Consider the following 16,806-nt stretch of genomic DNA (forward strand, 5'->3'; position numbering starts at 1 on the left):
CCCCTGTTTTGTCGTCTAGCCGAAGACCTCACGGAAGGTCGTCAACGACTTCCGCAGATCCCCGGATACCGCCATGGCCGCTGCCTTGCCGGCCGGCCCGATCAGTGGCAAACCGCCGAGATCAACAGTGAAGGTCACTGTCGAACCCGAATCGGTGGGCGCTATGCCCAGGTCGAGCTTGGCCTTCACGCCGCCCTTGCCGTTGCCTTTCAACCGCACCTGCTCCAGTGGACGGTACTTCTCGATCGTCCAGTCGAACCGGATGCGGGTCCCCTTGACCTTGACCACCGATGCGAGAGAAACCCCTTCGCCGAGTTCGTCGGCCGCCGGAACCGCCGATCGCCAGCCGTCGTGCAGCACCAGCCACTCCGTGTAGCGCGTGAGATCCGACGCCGCGGCCCAGGTATCTTCGACAGACAGGTCCACATCGATGGAGTCACTAGTCTTGGCCATGGTGAGTGAGCCTAGCGTCAGCGACTACGCGCGAGCGCTGCTGGGCACCGTTCTGATCGGGCACGGCGTCGCCGCCCGCATCACGGAGGTGGAGGCGTACGGCGGTCGCGACGACCCGGCATCGCACGCGTACACCCGCACCCGCAGGTCGGAGATCATGTACGGCCCGCCCGGGCGGCTCTACGTTTATCGGATTCACGGGCACTTCTGCGCGAATGTGGTGACCGGACCCACCGAACAGGGATCGGCCGTCCTGATCCGCGCCGGCGAGATCGTCGACGGGCTCGATCTGGCCCGGACACGGCGCCCGACCGCCAAGGACGACGTGTCGTTGGCGCGCGGACCGGGAAATCTCACCCGCGCGCTCGGCATCACGATGGACGACCTCGACAGCGACGTCGACGACGGCTGGCCGGTCAGCCTCGACCGATCAGGACCGGTGGTGTCGGCAGCGATCAGCGTGGGACCACGTGTCGGCGTCCGACGTGCCGCCGATGTGCCGTGGCGATTCTGGATCGCTGCCGATCCGAGCGTGTCGTCGTATCGGCGGCATGCTCGGGCCGAGCCCCGGGGCGAACCCTACGCCTGAGGCGGATTCTGCTTCGGCTCTTCGGGTTTCGGCTGTTCAGGACTCGAGGATGGAGCCGGGTTCTCCGGCTTCGGGGTATCCGGCTTCGGGGTATCCGAGCCGACCGCCTTCTTGACCGCGTCCTGCGCTTTGTCGACGTGACCGGCGTACTTGCCGCCGGTGACCTTGTTGACCGTGTCGCCGCCCTTGTCGATCAGGTTCGGGTTGCCCTTGAGCGCGGCCTTGGCCTTGTCCACCAGTCCTTTGAGATCCATGTTCCGAGTCTAGTCAGTCCGGGCGTCCCGCTGCAGTCCCGTCGTCGACTGGATCCGCGGCATCGGCCCGGCGCTGATCGCGCGCCGCCACGACCCGCGGAACCATCCGCGAGACCACCTCGACCGCGGCGATGCCCACTGCCGCCGACACTGCGGCGACCGACATCATCTGCGCATTCGACGTGTCCAGCTTGAACAGGTCCTGAGTCCACGGCCACAGGAAGATCAGCACATACGCGCCGACCGACACCCCGAGCAGGATCGCCTTCCACCAGTTGTACGGCCGCGCGACCACCGCCAGGACATACAGCGCGACGGCGATCAGGGTCATCAAGGTCGCGGTCGCCGCCTGCGTCTGCAGAGGACTGAGGTCGACCGAGTCCTTGCTCCCGATCTCGACACCCGCCCCACCCGGGTTCACGATGACGTAGGTGACAAAGGCGGCCAGTCCGACGATGATGCCGTTGGGCACCGCTTGGGACAGGACCCGTCGAACGAATCCCGGCCGGGCTCGTTCATTGTTCGGTGCCAGCGACAGTACGAACGCCGGGATACCGATGGTGAACCACGCCGAGATGGTGACGTGGATCGGCTGGAAGGGGTAGCTGAGAGAACCGGCACCGAACAGGTGATCCACCAGTCCGCCGATACCGACGAACAATGCCAGCAGCACCGCGTAGACGGTCTTGGTGAGGAACAGGTTGGAGACCCGTTCGATGTTGCCGATCACGCGGCGACCCTCGCCGACGACATAGGGCAAGGTGGCGAACCTGTTGTCGAGCAACACGATCTGCGCGACCGAGCGCGCCGCCGAACTCCCCGATCCCATCGCCACCCCGATATCGGCGTCCTTGAGCGCCAGCACGTCGTTGACACCGTCTCCGGTCATCGCAACGGTGTCGCCCGTGGACTGCAACGCCTTGACCATCGACCGCTTTTGATCGGGACGAACCCGCCCGAAGGTGACGCCGCGTTCGACGATCTCGGCGAGTTCCTCTTGGTCGGCGGGCAGGCTGCGTGCGTCCACCGACGTCTCCGGTGAACCCAGACCGAGTGAGGCCGCGACCGCGCCGACCGATCGCGCGTTGTCGCCGGAGATCACCTTGACGTCGACGTGCTGACTCGCGAAGTAGTCGAGAGTCTCCCGTGCATCGGTCCGAACCCGCTGCTCGAGCACGAGGAGCGCGACAGGGGTGACCGAGCCCGGGGTGTGGGCACCCGGCGCGGGCGGGGTGTCGACCGGCACATCGGTCTGCGCGAGCAGCAGAATCCGCAGTCCTGTCGAGCCGAGTTCGTTCGCCAGATGCGCGGTGGCACTCTCCGGATCGAGAAGCACGTCGGGCGCACCCACCAGCCAGTTGCCCATGTCCTCACCGTCGGTGTCGTCGCGGAACGACATTCCGCTCCACTTCTTGGCCGACGTGAACGGCTCCACCGTGACCAGCGTCCACGACGGCGGCTCGGGATAGGCCTCGGACAAGGCCTGCATGCTGGCGTTCGGGCGCGGGTCGTGGGCGGCCAGCGACGCCAGGACGGGTCCGAGATCGGCCGGCGCCTGCCCGGCGACCGGCCGCACTTCCGACAACCGCATCCCGTTCTCGGTGAGTGTTCCCGTCTTGTCGGCGCACACCACGTTCACGCGGGCCAGGCCTTCGATCGCGGGCAGTTCGTTGACCAGACATTGCCGCTGACCGAGCCGCACCACGCCGACGGCGAACGCGATCGAGGTCATCAGGACCAGACCTTCGGGGACCATCGGCACCAGGGCGGCGACCATGCCCAGTAGTGAGGCGCGTATCCCGTTGTCGCTGATGAACAACTGGTTGACGATGGTGAGGATGCCCGCCGGGATCAGCAGCCAAGTGATCACCTTGAGGATCTGGTCGATCCCCGACCGCAGTTCCGAGGAGACCAGGGTGAACTTGGACGCCTCCGACGCGAGTTGTGCGGCGTAGGCCTCGGCACCGACCTTGGTGGCCCGATAAGCACCCGAGCCCGCGACGACGAAGCTCCCGGACAGGATCTGATCCCCCGACGTCTTGTCGACCGGGTCGGCCTCCCCGGTGAGCAGTGACTCGTCGACGTCGAGAGCCATCGCCTCGACCATTTCGCCATCGACGACGACCTGATCGCCTGCACCGATATCGATGATGTCGTCGAGGACGATCTCGTTCGGCGACAGTGCGACCACCTCCCCGTCGCGACGCACCATCGGCGTGGTCTGGCCGACGATCGCCAGCTTGTCCAGGGTCCGTTTCGCACGAACCTCCTGGATGATGCCGATGCCACTGTTCGCGATGATCAGCAGGCCGAACAGGCCGTTGATCAGCGAGCCGGTGGAAGCGACGATCACGAACAGCACCCCGAGGATCGCGTTGATCCGGGTGAACACGTTGGCCCGCACGATGTCGGCGACGGAGCGCCCGGACCGGTCCGGAAGATCATTGACCTGGCCGTCGGCCACCCGTTGTGCGACCTCTGCCGCGGTGAGACCGGGATGTCCGGCGGTCACCTGGGTCACGCGGAGGCCTCCCACCACGCCGGGTCGTCGAGTGCGGTGCCGGACCGGGTCAGGAGATCGATCGAACCGCCGGGCGGCGGAACGATCACCGTCGTCGCGTTGTCTGCCGCGGCCGGTAGCAGCCGGGCGATGGGGTCGCCCCACGAATGGCGGGCGAGATTGAACGTCCCCCAATGGATCGGGATCATCACCGCGTCGCGCACGCGATCTCCGGTCACCATCCGGTGCACCCGAACCGCCTCTTCGGGGTTCACGTGGACATCCGGCCAGACGGGATCGTAGGCGCCCACCGCCACCAGCGTGAGGTCGACGCCGCCGAGCCGCATCCCGACCTCGTCGAACTGTTCAGAGAATCCGGTGTCACCGGAGAAGAAGAAACTGTGGGTGGGTCCTGCGACCACCCAGCTCGCCCATTGCGTCAGGTTGCGGGTCAGCGATCGCCCGGAGAAATGTCGGGCGGGGGTACAGGTGAACGTCAGGTCGCCGCGAACGAAAGACAGGGTGTGGTCGTCCCACCAGTCGATCTGGTCGATCCGGTCCGCCGCGATCCCCCAGGACATGAGGTGGGCACCGACTCCGATCGGGGCGACGAAGCGGACACCCGGCTGCCGTGCGGCGAGGTCGACCACGGTGGGCATGTCGAGGTGGTCGTAGTGGTCGTGGCTGATCAGGACCACGTCGATGGGCGGCAGGTCGGCGACCTGGGCGGGTGCGGGATGCATGCGGGCCGGGCCGATTGCCTTGGCGGGTGAACAACGTCGGCTGAACACCGGATCGGTCAGCACGCGTACCCCGTCGAGTTCGACCAGGACCGAGGCGTGCCCCAGCCAGGTGGCGTGCAGGGCACGCACCTCATCCGCGAACTCGGGTCTCAGGACCGGGATCGGCCGACGCGGCCGGCCGGGTCGCCGCGCCATATCGAGAAACACCCGGAAGTCGGCGTCGACCGCGGGTTCGGCCTGTTCGACATTGCTGAACACCCCGTCGAGTTGCCGCGCCGACGCCGCCGTGAACCGGCGGATCTCCTCGGCGTCGGCGCCGAGGGCGCGTGCCGCGGGTAGTCCACGTCTGGCCAGTCCGCCCGTGACCGCATTGGCCGTCGCCAGCCCTACCGTCGAGAGAGTTGAGGCCGCACGCTGTGCCAGATTTGCGCCGGTCCGGCTGATAGTCGAGGTCACGGGACTCAGGATAGTGCCGTCCGACTCTGGGACGGGCCGCGACGCCGACGTGTTGATCGTCTCGACGAACCGTCCCGACGCGGCGGACCCGCCCATCTCACGTTCGTTGCCCGATTCGCACTGATAGGCTTCGGCGAACACGTCACCATACATGTGCAGGTCACATGCGGTCTTGGGGGTAGTCCTCGTTGGCAAGAATGTCTGTCGGGGAGCGTCGGTCGGCGCTCATCGAAGCCGCATATCGCGTGATCGCCGATCACGGTGTCGAAGGTGCGACGACGCGTCGCATCTGCGCGCACGCGAACATGCCGCTCGCCAGTTTCCATTACGCGTTCGACAGTCGCACTGCGTTGCTCTGCGCGGTGATGGAGACGGCCGTGCCCTCCGACATCAGCCGGATGCTCGAGGCGATCCTGCCGATGGCCGCGGATCCGGAAGGCCGCGGGCGTGAGGCGATGCGCAAGAACGCGCAGGCACACCTCGAGGGCTTCTACACCCTGCTCAAGGCCGATCCCGGCCGGATGCAGGCCACCATCTCACTGGGCATCTACGCGCACAATCACGCGGAGCTGCAGGAGGTCGGCAAGGAGATGTACGGCCGACTGTACGAGGTGGCGGGCATCGGCCTGGAGATCGCGGCCGAGCGCGCGGGTGTGCGATGGAAGGAGCCGGTCTCCGATCTCAGCCCGGTGATCATCGCCGCCACCAACACCATCACCCTCACCTATCTGAGCACCTCTGACGATGTGGCGATCGCGAAGATCATCGAACTGGTGGTGACCGCGCTGATGACCTACGTCGTCGAGGACTGAGCGGGCCGAGTCCCGGGGCGGTGCATCCGCCGGAAACCGCCGTGCGGAGACCAGGAGCCACGAAGGTCACCAGCAGGCGGATCTGCCTGTGCAGTCCGAGGAACCCTGGCCAGGGATTATCCCGCTCCGTGCCACTCAATCCGCGGACGGAGCCTCCGACATGCGGTGGATCGGTCCGTCGATGTCGCGCAGCGGCCGCCCGCTTCCACCATTCCGATCGGAGATCAGTTGCGCCACAACCGATATCGCCACCTCCGACGGGGTGTGGCCGCCGATGTCGAGTCCGAGCGGAGACCGCAGCCGATCGATCTGGTCCCGCGGGAGCCCGGCGTCGATCAGGCGCGCGATCCGGTCGGTGTGGGTGCGCCGGGAACCCAGGGCACCCACGAACCCGACCCGGTCGGACCGCAGAGCCGACATCAGGATCGGCACGTCGACCTTGACGTCGTGGGTCAGCACGCAGACCACGGTGGCGGAATCTGTTCGACCCGAGACTATCTCGCCGTCCAGATATCGGTCCGGCCAGTCCACGATCACCTCGTCGGCATCGGGGAACCGGGCCGCCGTCGTGAACACGGGACGCGGATCGACGACGGTGACGTGATAACCGATGTTCTTCGCCGTGGTGGTGAGGGCGCGGACGAACTCGTTGGCGCCGACCGCGATCAGGCGACGCGGCGATGCGAAGGTCTGCACGAAGGTCCGCGGTCTGCCGGCCGCGCAACCGAGCGGCATCTCGGTGTCGTCGACGCCGACGATCCCACTTCGCCCGGCGTCGAGCAGGTCGGCGATGTCCTCGTCGAGTTCGCGCCACCGCTCGATCGCGTCACCGTGGTTCACCCGCCAGAGCGGCTGCGCGGTCAGCGTCGTCGCCACCGCGACCGGCCGGCCGCTGGTGATCGCGGCAAGCAGATCGGTGAGATCGGCCACGTGACCCGCATCGATCCGTTCGACGAAGACCTCGATCTCTCCCCCGCAGGTGAGGCCGATGGCGACGTCGTCGAGGTCCGTGGGACCGAAGCGCTCGCCGACCGCACATCCCGTGTCCAGTACGTCGCGCGCCGACTGCACGATGGCCGAGTCGACACATCCCCCCGACAGTGAACCGATCACCTCACCGGCCGCGGTGACCGCCATCGCCGCACCGAGTCGGCGAGGCGCCGGGCCACTCGTCGCGACGACCCGCGCCAGCGCCACCGGACCGTCGGCGAGACGGTCCAGCAGCACGCGGATGAGATTTCGCATCTCGTCATTCTCCCAGACCGACGTCGACCGGGCTCGGCACGAACTCCCGAACCCGGTCGACCACGAACGCGTTACGTCTGCGCGGGCAGTACGTGCTCACCGGTCTTGTCGCACGACAACGCCAACGAACTGATGTACTGCTTCTCCCCGTCCGGGCCCGGGACGGCGGACGCGATCATGTCCGGACGCTCGAACTCCATCCCCGTGACGCAACACATCAGCTTTTCGTGCGTCGGGTTGCCGTGCTCGTCGTACATCGGGATGTCGATGCCGTCGTCGGTGCGACGCAGGTAGTACTTGCCCTTGGTCGAGAGCGCGATGATCGGCGGCAGCACCAGGGCGAGCACCAATGCGACGAGCGGCGAGTACGGCTGGATGGTGTCGCCGAAGACGTGGAAGTAGACCAGGATCGACGCACCCGCCGAGACGATCAGCGACACGAAGCCGACCGGGTTGAAGTTGTAGATCATGCCGCGCCGGAACTCCGGCTGCTTCGGCGAGATCTTCAGCAGGTACTTGTTGATCGCGATGTCCGACGCCACCGCGACGACCCAGGCGATACCACAGTTGGCGTAGAAGTTCAGCAGGTTGTTGAGGAAGCTGAACATGTCGGACTCCATCAGAACGATGGCGATCGCGACGTTGAAGAACAGGAAGACGAGTCGTCCCGGATAGGTCTTGGTGACGCGGGTGAAGCTGTTGGTCCATGCCAGCGAGCCGGAGTACGCGTTGGTCACGTTGATCTTGACCTGGCTGATGACCACCAGGATCACCGCCAGCGTCAGAGCGAGCCAGTGCGGTAGGAAGTCCTGGTAGATCTCCACGAACTGATGCACGGGCTGGTTCGCGATGCCGGCGTTGTCGACCGAGATCCCGATCAGGTAGACGGCCAGGAACAGGCCGACGATCTGCTTGATGGCACCGAAGAAGACCCAGCCCGGACCGGCCGTGATGGTGGCGATCCACCACTTGCGCGAGTTCTCCGGGGTGCGCGGCGGCATGAATCGGAGATAGTCGATCTGCTCGGCGATCTGGGCGATCAGCGAGAGACAGACACCGGCAGCGAGCATCGTCCCGGCGAAGCTCACTCCCTTGCCCAGGGGCTGGCCATTGGAGTCGACACCACTGAAGGCGAAGAAGTCGCCGATGGCATCCGGATGCTTGATCACGAGGTACAGGAACGGCAGCACCATCATGATCAGCCACAGCGGGGTCGTCCACACCTGTAGCTTCGCCAGCGTGTTCATCCCGTAGATCACGAGCGGGATGATCAACACGGACGACAGGAGGTAGCCGATCCACAACGGTATGTGCAGCCCCAATTCGAGGCCCTGCGCCATGATCGACCCCTCGAGGGCAAAGAAGATGAACGTGAACGAAGCGAAGATCACGTTCGTCAGCACCGACCCGTAGTATCCGAATCCGCTTCCGCGCGTGATCAGATCGAGGTCGATGTTGTAGCGGGCCGCATAGAAGGCCAGCGGGTACCCGGTCAGGACGATCACGATTGCGAAGAATCCGATGCCCAGCAGCGCATTTCCGGTGCCGTTCGCGATGCCGACGTTCGCCCCGATGGCGAAGTCGGCCAGATAGGCGATGCCGCCCAGTGCCGAGATGGCGACGACGCCCGGCCCCCACTTGCGATAACTGCGTGGCGCGAACCGGAGGGTGTAATCCTCAAGTGTCTCGCGCATGGCCGCGGCCTGCGGGCCGGTGGCGATGATTCCCCCCTCGGCCTTCTCCACATCACCGACTTGGTCGGCGAACCCCCCGACCCCGTCGTGGACCGACTCATTCGACATACCGCTCCCTCACCAGGTTTCGTGCGCACTCCGGACCGGAGGACACCTTGGGTGAAGGTAGAAACGGGCGATTTCGATCACTTGACCGGAATGTTTCGGACACGAAAACTCCCATCCCGACCTGACGGAGAGACCGTTTTGTCCGAATTCCCTAGCGTCCGCTGAAGTTCGGAGTGCGTTTTTCCGCCCGTGCGGCACGACCTTCCGCGAGATCGTCGCTTTCCCAGGCCTGCATCATCGCGGCCAACCGATCGGACGGCGGCTCATCGCGCGCACCGTCACCGTTGAGGACCAGCTTGTAGTGCTGGAGGGTGAGCGGCGCCAGATCGGCGATGACGGAAGCCCAGTGTCGGGCGTCGGTCAGATCGCCGATGCGGTTGGCGAAACCGAGTGCATGGGCACGATCCGCGGACAGCGGATCGCATCCGATGAGCATGCCCGCTGCCTGGCCGGTCCCGACCAGCGACGCCAACCGCTTGATCGTCCATTCATCAACCGCCACACCGATCTTCGCGGCGGGAATACCGGCCATCGCATCGGGAGCCATCACGCGCAGGTCCGCCGCCATCGCGAGCTGCAGTCCCGCGCCGAGCGCTGAGCCGTTCAACGCCGCGATCACCGGGACAGGTGTCGCCTCGATCTGTTGCAGGGTCGTCACCAGCTTGTCCAGGAACGCCGGGTCGTACACCGGACCGGAGAGGTCGGCGCCGGCACAGAAGACGGGCCCCCTCCCGGTGAGGACGATCGCCCGCGCTCCTCCGTCCACCGCATCGGCGAATGCCTCCGAGAGCTCAGAGACCATGGTCTCGTCGAGGGCGTTGCGCTTGTCGGGGCGGTCGAGCTCGATGCTGACCACTGCACCTTCTGCAGACGAGTGAATCATGTGCCGAAGCCTACCGAGGTGACAGACTGCCCAGTGTGGGTGCTCCCGACAACGACAGCGACATCCGAGACGACTGCGACGTGCTGGTGATCGGGGGCGGGCAGGCCGGGTTGTCGGCCGCGTACTTCTTGCAGCGATTCTCACTCGACGACCGTTATCAGCTCCTCGACCACGCCCGGGGGCCTGGCGGGGCATGGCAGTTCCGCTGGCCGACGCTGACACTCGCTGCGGCCAATCGCGTCCACGACCTGCCCGGATACGGGCTCGTAGAGGCACTCGGACGCGACTGCGAGACGTTTCCCGCCGCGACCGCCGTCCCGGAATATTTCGGTAAGTACGAGCAGAAGTTCGGCCTGCGGGTACATCGGCCGGTCGATGTCCGCTCGGTCGAGCGCCTCGACGCCGAGTCGGGCGACGACGGCTTTGTCGCGACTCTCCGCGACCGGAGGACGATCACCACCCGGGCGATCATCAACGCGACGGGCACCTGGGAACGCCCGTTCGTCCCGCATGTTCCCGGGATCGGCGACTTCCGTGGCCGCCAATTGCACACGCATGACTACGTCGGGCCCGAGGAGTTCGCGGGCAAACGGGTGCTCGTGGTCGGGGCCGGCATCTCGGCGATCCAGTTGCTCATCGAGATCGCCCGCAGGGCACCCGGGGCACAGACGTTCTGGTGCTCCCGGACCGAGCCGGTGTTCGACCCGACCCCGTTCGATCCGGACAAAGGCCGACGGGCGGTCGCCCGCGTCGACGAACGTGTCCGGGCCGGCCTGCCACCGACGTCGGTCGTCTCGGTGACCGGACTGGCCCTCACTCCGGCGATCCGGGCCGCGCAGGACGACGGCATCCTCGCCTGGCGCCCGATGTTCACCCGGATCACGGAGACCGGCGTGTGCTGGGACTGCGGGGTGGAGGCCACGAGCGGCGACGCCACCCTGGACGTCGACGTCATATTCTGGAACACCGGATTCCGCAGCGCGCTCGACCATCTCGCTCCACTACACCTTCGCGGACCCGGCGGCGGGATCACGATGACCGGCCGGTTGGCCACCACCGTCGCGGCGGAGCCACGGATCCAGCTCCTCGGCTATGGGCCGTCGGCATCCACGATCGGAGCCAATCGGGCAGGCCGCGCGGCGGCGCGAAACGTCGCGGAGTTGATCGGTTGATCGGTTGATCGGTTGATCGACGTTCGCGGGAGACCTTGACATTCTGTTGTGTTTTCCTAACAATTGCGTAGGTGAGCCCTGTCAGGAGAGGCGAGAAGCTCCCGATCTTCAATCGCATCGGCGTCCTGCGCGCGGAGCGGAAGATGTCGCGGGCACACCTTGCCGAACTGGTCGGCATCAACGTCCAGTCCGTAGGCGCCCTCGAACGCGGCGACAACTACCCCAGCCTCGACCTCGCGTTCCGTATCTGCGCCGTCTTCGACCTGCCCGTCGAGGCCGTGTTCAGCCGCCGTGAATTCGGGGCCATGTCGGCCGAACTGTATCCGCGGGTCACCGACGACCGACAACCCGATCACGGAGGAGCACGATGAGGGACCCCAATTCGGCCATCCCGGAGGACGCGACCCCCGCCCTGTGGCGGCGTTACGACGAGTGGCGGGCCGGGCGTCATCTCCGTTTCAACGAGAAGCATGCGGGCGCGCTGAACTCGTGGCGCACTCGTCGCGGCGCCCGACGACTGGTCCTGCTCCAGGTGTCCGCCCTCGTGGTGACCCTCGCCGGTGCCGTGATGTCTTTCGCGACAATGTGGTTCGTGATCCCGTTCGTCGTCGGGGTGGTCGGATCCTGCACCGTGCAATACGCGCTCCGCATCGTGACCGGATCGATCGCCGACACCCCGGTACCTGCGCTCGACGAGATCCAGCTCGCCCAACGGAATTCGGCGAGGTCCATCGGGTTCGTCGTTCTCTACTCGCTCATGTTCATCCCGTACCTGATCCTCATCATCCTGGGCACCAACGACAGCGTGAGCGGCCAATCGGTGTACGGCACCGCCATTCTGCTCATCACCCTCGTGGTGATCGCGGTGGTACTCCCGACGATGCTCACCGCCTGGTGGATGAACGATCCCGACCCCGAAGACCTCATCACCAGCGAGACAGAACGGAGCCACGGATGAACGGGCCGCTGATCATCGACGGACTGCACAAGCGATACGGGAAACTGATCGCCCTGCAGGACATGACCTTTCAGGTCTCACCCGGTGAGATATTCGGATTCGTCGGGAGCAACGGCGCGGGCAAATCCACCACGATGCGGATCATCCTCGGGGTCCTCGCCGCGGATGCGGGCAGCGTGAGCCTCGGCGATCATCCGATCGACCTGCAGACGCGTCGGCGCATCGGGTACATGCCCGAGGAGCGCGGGCTCTATCCCAAGATGAAGGTCGGCGAACAGCTCGTGTTCCTCGCCCGACTCCACGGGATGTCGTCCATCGCAGCCCGCGAGAGCGTTGACCGGTGGACTACCCGGCTCGGGGTCGAGCAACGGGTGAACGACGATGTCGGCGATCTGAGCCTGGGCAATCAGCAGCGCGTCCAGCTCGCGGCGGCCCTCATCCACGATCCCCGCGTCCTGGTGCTCGACGAACCGTTCTCCGGGCTGGACCCGGTGGCGGTCGACGTCATGAGCGATGTGCTCAAAGAGAAGGCGGCCGAGGGTATCCCGGTGATCTTCTCCTCCCATCAGCTCGATCTCGTCCAACGCCTCTGCGATCGGGTCGGCATCGTCGCGCGCGGCCAGATGCGGGCACTGGGCCGGGTCGACGATCTCCGTGCACGCGAAGGCGTGACGCTGGAGGTCGCCGGGCCGTCGGCCCGGACCCGGTGGGCGGACGGCATCGCCGGCGTCGAGCAGGCCGACTACGACACCGACATCGACCTGACGACGCTGCGGCTCGACCCGGCTGTCGCAGACGACCAGGCGATCCTCGGCGCGGCTCTGCGCGTGGGTCCGGTCCACCGCTTCGCGACGTCGACCCCTTCCCTGACCGAACTGTTCCGAGAGGTGGTCTCCGCATGAACTCCCCCATTTCACGCCCCCCGCACGAGCGCGCCGGATCAACCGGGTCCGGGTCAGGTGGTGCCGGTGGTGCCGGTGCCGTGCAGTCGATCTGGTTGGTCGCCGAACGAGAGATCGCGACCCGCGCGAAGACCCGGTCGTTTCTGATCAGCACCGGTCTGCTGATGATCGTGATCATCGTCGGCGCCATCGTCTGGTCGGCGCTGAGCGGCGGTGACGACGCCGATCGCGTCGGCGTCGTCGGCCAGGATGCCGCACTCTCGCAGACCATCGAGGAGTTCGGCTCGGCAACCGGCACTTCGGTCGATGTGGTTCCGGTTGCCTCGGCGGCGGACGCCCGCGCCCGGGCGGCCGACGGTGATCTCACCGCCGCCCTCCTGCCGGGTACCTCACCGAACGCGTATGTCGCGGTCTCGGAGAGCGGGCTGAGCCCCACTCTCGACGGTGTTCTGCGGTCGTCGGTTGAGCAGGTCGGCCTCACCAGTTCGCTCGCCGAACGGGGCGTCGACGCCGCATCGCTCCCCCGCGCGACGATCACCGTGGAACAGACCACTCCCGACAAGCCCGACGAGGGACAACGCATCGTGATCGCGCTCGTCGGCACCATCCTGCTGATCACCGCGATCATGATGGGCGGGTCGATGGTCGCCGTCGGTGTCGTCGAGGAGAAGACATCACGGGTCGTCGAACTGCTGCTCGCAACGATCAAGCCACTGCACCTGTTGTGGGGCAAGATCATCGGCATCGGCGCCATCGCGATGGCGCAGGTCCTGCTGCTCGGCGCGACCGCAGTGATCGCGGGTCGGATGACCGGGCTGCTGACGATCCCGGGGGCTGCGATCGGGATGTTCGCGGCGGTGATCGCCTGGTTCGTACTGGGTTTCCTGTTCTTCGCCACGCTCTACGCGGCGACGGGCGCGCTCGTCTCCCGCCAGGAGGAACTCAACGCCAGTTCGGCTCCGCTGACCATCCTGGCGATGGCGGTGATGTACTCCGGGATCTTCGGCATCCAGGCCCTCGACTCCACCTTGATCCAGGTGCTCACCTGGATACCACCGTTCAGCGCGGCGCTGATGCCGGTCCGGATTGCCACCGGCGACACCTCGACGTTCCAGGTCGTCGTCACGTTCGCACTGATGGTGCTCGCCTGCGCGGCCGCCACCTGGTTCGCATCCCGGATCTACCAGCGGTCGATCCTGCGGACCGGCACCCGCGTCAAGTGGTCCGAGGCCATGTCCCTGGCCCGCTGACGTCGACGGGCACGACATCGGCGATCTCATCCGCGAGTCCCCACCGCAGGGCGGTCTCCGCTCCGATGGCGCCACCGTCCACCGCGAGATGAAAGGCCCGCCAGCGGCCGATCCGTCGTGGGATGCCGACCGTACCGCCGGCACCCGGGATCAGACCCATGCCCACCTCGGGCAGGCGGATCACAACTCCCGGATCGACCACCACCCGACCGACCAGGCCGGGCAGTTCGATGCCCGCACCCACACACGCGCCGTGCAGAAAAGCCGTTGTCCGGTCGGCGATCTCCGCAAGGCGGACGCCTGCCCCGCCGGCCGTGCGGACGAAATGGGCGATCACCGGATCCGGCGTGGTCCCGAACTCGTCGAGATCGCCGCCCGCGCAGAAGACCGGACCCGCGCCGCGCAGGTGGACCTCCGTGACCGTCTCGTCGAGCACCGCGACGTCGAGCGACTCGACGAGCGCATCCCGAAGGGCCGCGCCGAAAGCGTTGCGGCGCTCCGGCCGGTTCAAACCGATCGTGAGCCGGCCGGCATCGCGATCGACGATCACCGGCACACCCCGGGGCGCCGGAGGCAGCGGACGCGGACCTCGCCGGGTGAGCCACGCCGCGAACTCATCTCCGCCGAGCAAGGTCGAGTACGCCCACGACTCGATGTCCAGCGCCTGCCGGACCGACACCTGCGTCCCCGTCCGGAGCACGGCGGCCAAGGTGGTCGCGGCCTGCGGATTGCGGGCGACGTGGTCGGCGAGTCGGTGGGCGGCCGCTTCGGGTTCGACGGTCCCGACGACCGATCGGTGCACCCCCTCGGCCTCGGGAGCGGCATAGACGACGTCGCATCGCTCGCCGAGCACCGCCCAGTCCACCGTCGGGAGCGACCCGGACGTGAATCCGATCCGGACGGACTCGACGTGGCGGTCCGACGACCATGCGAGACGGGCCCACGCCACATCGTCGGAGATGTCGGCGACAACCGGGTCTGGAGTCGCGATCACGGGTGTCAGCCTAATGCGGAGTCGCAATGGCGAGCGAAGGACATCAGATCTGGCGAAAGCGTCGAAGAGCCTCTTCGCGTTCCGCCTTGTGGTCGACGATGGGGTCGGGGTGATCATCGTCGACCTCCGGCACCCACCGGCGCACGTACGCGCCGTCGGGATCGAACCGCCGTCGCTGGGTCTCTGGGTTGAAGACCCGAAAGTACGGCGCCGCATCGGTCCCGGTGCCCGCCGCCCACTGCCATCCATGCTGATTGGACGCCATGTCCCCGTCGACGAGCTGATCGAGGAACCATCGCGCACCCCACCACCAGGGCAGGTGTAGATCCTTGACCAGGAACGACGCCGCGATCATCCGGACGCGGTTGTGCATGAAGCCGGTCTCGGCGAGCTGACGCATGCCGGCATCGACGATCGGGAAGCCGGTCCGCCCCTCCTTCCACGCATCGAAGCGCCGGTGCGCATCGGCGTCGGTGTCGAGTTCGATGTCGTCGAACTGACGATTCCAGTTGTGCCACAAGCTGTCCGGCCAGTGGTAGAGCACCGAGGCGTAGAAGTCCCGAAACGCGAGTTCCCGGAGATACGCCTGAGCGCCCATAGACCGGCCCAGGTCGGCGGCCATCGTCCGGGGATGGATGTTGCCGAACTTCAGATAGGCCGACATCCGGCTGCTCACATCGAGATCCGGTCTGTCGCGGCCCGTTTCGTAGTCCTCGAGATCGTCGCCGACGAACTCCGACCAGCGCGCCAGTGCAGCGTCCTCGCCTGCGGGGATCTCGAGTGTCGCCGGAGCGGCCGGCACCCGGATGCGTCCCGAGTGACGAATATTGCTGGGGTTCAACAGGTCCGAGACAGCCACCGCCGACGATGCGGGCCGCCGCCAGCCATGTCGGCACCACGCCCGGAAATACGGGGTGAACACCTTGTACGGATCGCCGTCCGGCTTGGTGACCCGGCCGGGCGAGACGAGATATGGAGAACCGGTGGCCTCGAGAGGTATGTCCCCGAGCGCCTCGGCAACGGTCGCATCGCGCCGTCGTCCGAACGGAGAGAAGTCGTCGCTCACGTGAACCGACGCGGCGTCGACTGCGGCCACCACCCGCGGGATCTCTTCCTCCGGCCTGCCACGCACCACCAGCAGACGGCCGGAGAGCTTGTCGTCGAGTTCTCGGAGTGAGTCGAACAGGAAGCTGAGACGTCGTGGACCCGAAGACTTCTCGAGCCTCGGGTCCACGACGAAACAGATCAGGATCTGGTCACCGCCGTCATGGGCGGCGATGAGGGGCGGAAGGTCACTCAGACGCAGATCGCGTCTGAGCCACAGCACCGACGGTGCCGACGGCACGAACCCGGCCCGCTCGCTCGCCTGCCGGAGCGGCTATCCCACGCCCAGCAGATCGATGACGAACACCAGTGTCTTGCCCGAGAGTCGATGACCGGCCCCTGCCGGACCGTAGGCGAGCTGCGGCGGAACCGTCAGCTGCCGGCGGCCGCCGACCTTCATGCCGGGAATACCCTCCTGCCAGCCCGGGATCAGCCGGTCGAGCGGAAAGTTCGCCGATTGACCACGGTCCCAGGAGGAGTCGAACTCTTCGCCGGTGTCGTATTCGACGCCGACGTAGTGCACGTCGACCACGCCACCACTCTGCGCCTCGGCGCCTTCACCGACAATGAGGTCTTTGACCTGCAGTTCGGCGGGAGCGGGACCCTCCGGGAATTCGACTACGGGCTTCTCTGTGCTGGTCAACGGGACTCTCCTTTGAGTCGTCGGATCAGGTGTCTGGTCAGATCGG

General features: G+C 66.5%; 17 protein-coding genes. 7 read left to right on the forward strand and 10 right to left on the reverse strand.

What is annotated here, in order from left to right:
- Nucleotides 1-15: 15 nt before the first annotated feature.
- Nucleotides 16-453, reverse strand: a complete 438-nt coding sequence (locus tag ACLQ3I_RS14200; protein ID WP_267627796.1) for a type II toxin-antitoxin system Rv0910 family toxin — start codon at nt 451-453, stop codon at nt 16-18.
- Between ACLQ3I_RS14200 and ACLQ3I_RS14205 the strand changes: the two genes are divergently transcribed.
- On the forward strand, nt 431-1,042 hold the full coding sequence (locus tag ACLQ3I_RS14205) for a DNA-3-methyladenine glycosylase (protein WP_425788901.1): 612 nt from the start codon (nt 431-433) through the stop codon (nt 1,040-1,042). The genes ACLQ3I_RS14200 and ACLQ3I_RS14205 overlap by 23 nt on opposite strands.
- Here ACLQ3I_RS14205 and ACLQ3I_RS14210 read toward each other — a convergent pair.
- From ACLQ3I_RS14210 to ACLQ3I_RS14220, 3 genes are read right to left on the reverse strand one after another with little or no spacing between them, the layout of a single operon-like run.
- Nucleotides 1,033-1,296 carry an Rv0909 family putative TA system antitoxin gene (locus tag ACLQ3I_RS14210; RefSeq protein WP_425802604.1) on the reverse strand — a complete coding sequence of 88 codons (264 nt, stop codon included), beginning with the start codon at nt 1,294-1,296 and terminating at the stop codon, nt 1,033-1,035. The two genes, ACLQ3I_RS14205 and ACLQ3I_RS14210, sit on opposite strands and share 10 nt — an antisense overlap.
- Before the next feature lie 13 nt (nt 1,297-1,309).
- Nucleotides 1,310-3,817, reverse strand: coding sequence for an HAD-IC family P-type ATPase (locus ACLQ3I_RS14215; RefSeq protein WP_425802607.1), 2,508 nt, complete (start codon nt 3,815-3,817; stop codon nt 1,310-1,312).
- Nucleotides 3,814-4,995 (reverse strand): MBL fold metallo-hydrolase, encoded by a 1,182-nt coding sequence (locus ACLQ3I_RS14220; protein WP_425802610.1) that lies wholly within the window; start codon nt 4,993-4,995, stop codon nt 3,814-3,816. Before ACLQ3I_RS14220 ends, ACLQ3I_RS14215 begins: the two co-directional genes overlap by 4 nt.
- Before the next feature lie 188 nt (nt 4,996-5,183).
- On the opposite strand from ACLQ3I_RS14220, the gene ACLQ3I_RS14225 reads away from it, so the two are divergent.
- A complete protein-coding gene (locus ACLQ3I_RS14225) occupies nt 5,184-5,807 on the forward strand; it encodes a TetR/AcrR family transcriptional regulator (RefSeq protein WP_425788909.1) in 624 nt (207 codons plus the stop codon).
- 135 nt (nt 5,808-5,942) lie between these two features.
- On the opposite strand, the gene ACLQ3I_RS14230 is transcribed toward ACLQ3I_RS14225, so the two are convergent.
- The 3 genes from ACLQ3I_RS14230 to ACLQ3I_RS14240 all read right to left on the reverse strand — a co-directional run bounded on the left by ACLQ3I_RS14230 (nt 5,943) and on the right by ACLQ3I_RS14240 (nt 9,737).
- Entirely contained in the window at nt 5,943-7,052 is a 1,110-nt protein-coding gene (locus tag ACLQ3I_RS14230) for an XdhC family protein (protein ID WP_425802613.1), read from the reverse strand.
- Between the two features lie 71 nt (nt 7,053-7,123).
- Entirely contained in the window at nt 7,124-8,854 is a 1,731-nt protein-coding gene (locus ACLQ3I_RS14235; protein ID WP_425788912.1) for a purine-cytosine permease family protein, read from the reverse strand.
- A 151-nt stretch (nt 8,855-9,005) separates the two neighbouring features.
- Nucleotides 9,006-9,737 (reverse strand): enoyl-CoA hydratase, encoded by a 732-nt coding sequence (locus ACLQ3I_RS14240; protein ID WP_425802615.1) that lies wholly within the window; start codon nt 9,735-9,737, stop codon nt 9,006-9,008.
- 35 nt (nt 9,738-9,772) lie between these two features.
- On the opposite strand from ACLQ3I_RS14240, the gene ACLQ3I_RS14245 reads away from it, so the two are divergent.
- The 5 genes from ACLQ3I_RS14245 (at nt 9,773) to ACLQ3I_RS14265 (ending at nt 14,019) form a co-directional block, all read left to right on the forward strand.
- Complete coding sequence (locus tag ACLQ3I_RS14245; RefSeq protein ID WP_425788916.1) at nt 9,773-10,909, forward strand: NAD(P)-binding domain-containing protein; 1,137 nt, start codon at nt 9,773-9,775, stop codon at nt 10,907-10,909.
- Between the two features lie 71 nt (nt 10,910-10,980).
- Complete coding sequence (locus ACLQ3I_RS14250; RefSeq protein WP_425788918.1) at nt 10,981-11,280, forward strand: helix-turn-helix transcriptional regulator; 300 nt, start codon at nt 10,981-10,983, stop codon at nt 11,278-11,280.
- Nucleotides 11,277-11,867, forward strand: coding sequence for a hypothetical protein (locus ACLQ3I_RS14255; protein WP_425802618.1), 591 nt, complete (start codon nt 11,277-11,279; stop codon nt 11,865-11,867). Before ACLQ3I_RS14250 ends, ACLQ3I_RS14255 begins: the two co-directional genes overlap by 4 nt.
- Nucleotides 11,864-12,769, forward strand: coding sequence for an ABC transporter ATP-binding protein (locus ACLQ3I_RS14260; RefSeq protein ID WP_425788921.1), 906 nt, complete (start codon nt 11,864-11,866; stop codon nt 12,767-12,769). Before ACLQ3I_RS14255 ends, ACLQ3I_RS14260 begins: the two co-directional genes overlap by 4 nt.
- Nucleotides 12,766-14,019 carry an ABC transporter permease gene (locus ACLQ3I_RS14265; RefSeq protein WP_425802620.1) on the forward strand — a complete coding sequence of 418 codons (1,254 nt, stop codon included), beginning with the start codon at nt 12,766-12,768 and terminating at the stop codon, nt 14,017-14,019. Before ACLQ3I_RS14260 ends, ACLQ3I_RS14265 begins: the two co-directional genes overlap by 4 nt.
- Here the strand turns inward: ACLQ3I_RS14265 and ACLQ3I_RS14270 are convergent.
- From ACLQ3I_RS14270 to ACLQ3I_RS14280, 3 genes are read right to left on the reverse strand one after another with little or no spacing between them, the layout of a single operon-like run.
- Entirely contained in the window at nt 13,985-15,013 is a 1,029-nt protein-coding gene (locus tag ACLQ3I_RS14270) for an enoyl-CoA hydratase/isomerase family protein (RefSeq protein ID WP_425802622.1), read from the reverse strand. The two genes, ACLQ3I_RS14265 and ACLQ3I_RS14270, sit on opposite strands and share 35 nt — an antisense overlap.
- Before the next feature lie 43 nt (nt 15,014-15,056).
- Complete coding sequence (locus ACLQ3I_RS14275) at nt 15,057-16,337, reverse strand: cryptochrome/photolyase family protein (RefSeq protein WP_425790463.1); 1,281 nt, start codon at nt 16,335-16,337, stop codon at nt 15,057-15,059.
- A 54-nt stretch (nt 16,338-16,391) separates the two neighbouring features.
- Nucleotides 16,392-16,760: an FKBP-type peptidyl-prolyl cis-trans isomerase gene (locus ACLQ3I_RS14280; protein ID WP_161060126.1), complete on the reverse strand. Its 369-nt coding sequence runs from the start codon at nt 16,758-16,760 to the stop codon at nt 16,392-16,394.
- Nucleotides 16,761-16,806 lie beyond the last annotated feature (46 nt).

This window comes from Gordonia sp. DT101, from assembly GCF_049844895.1.
Taxonomy (GTDB): Bacteria; Actinomycetota; Actinomycetes; order Mycobacteriales; family Mycobacteriaceae; genus Gordonia.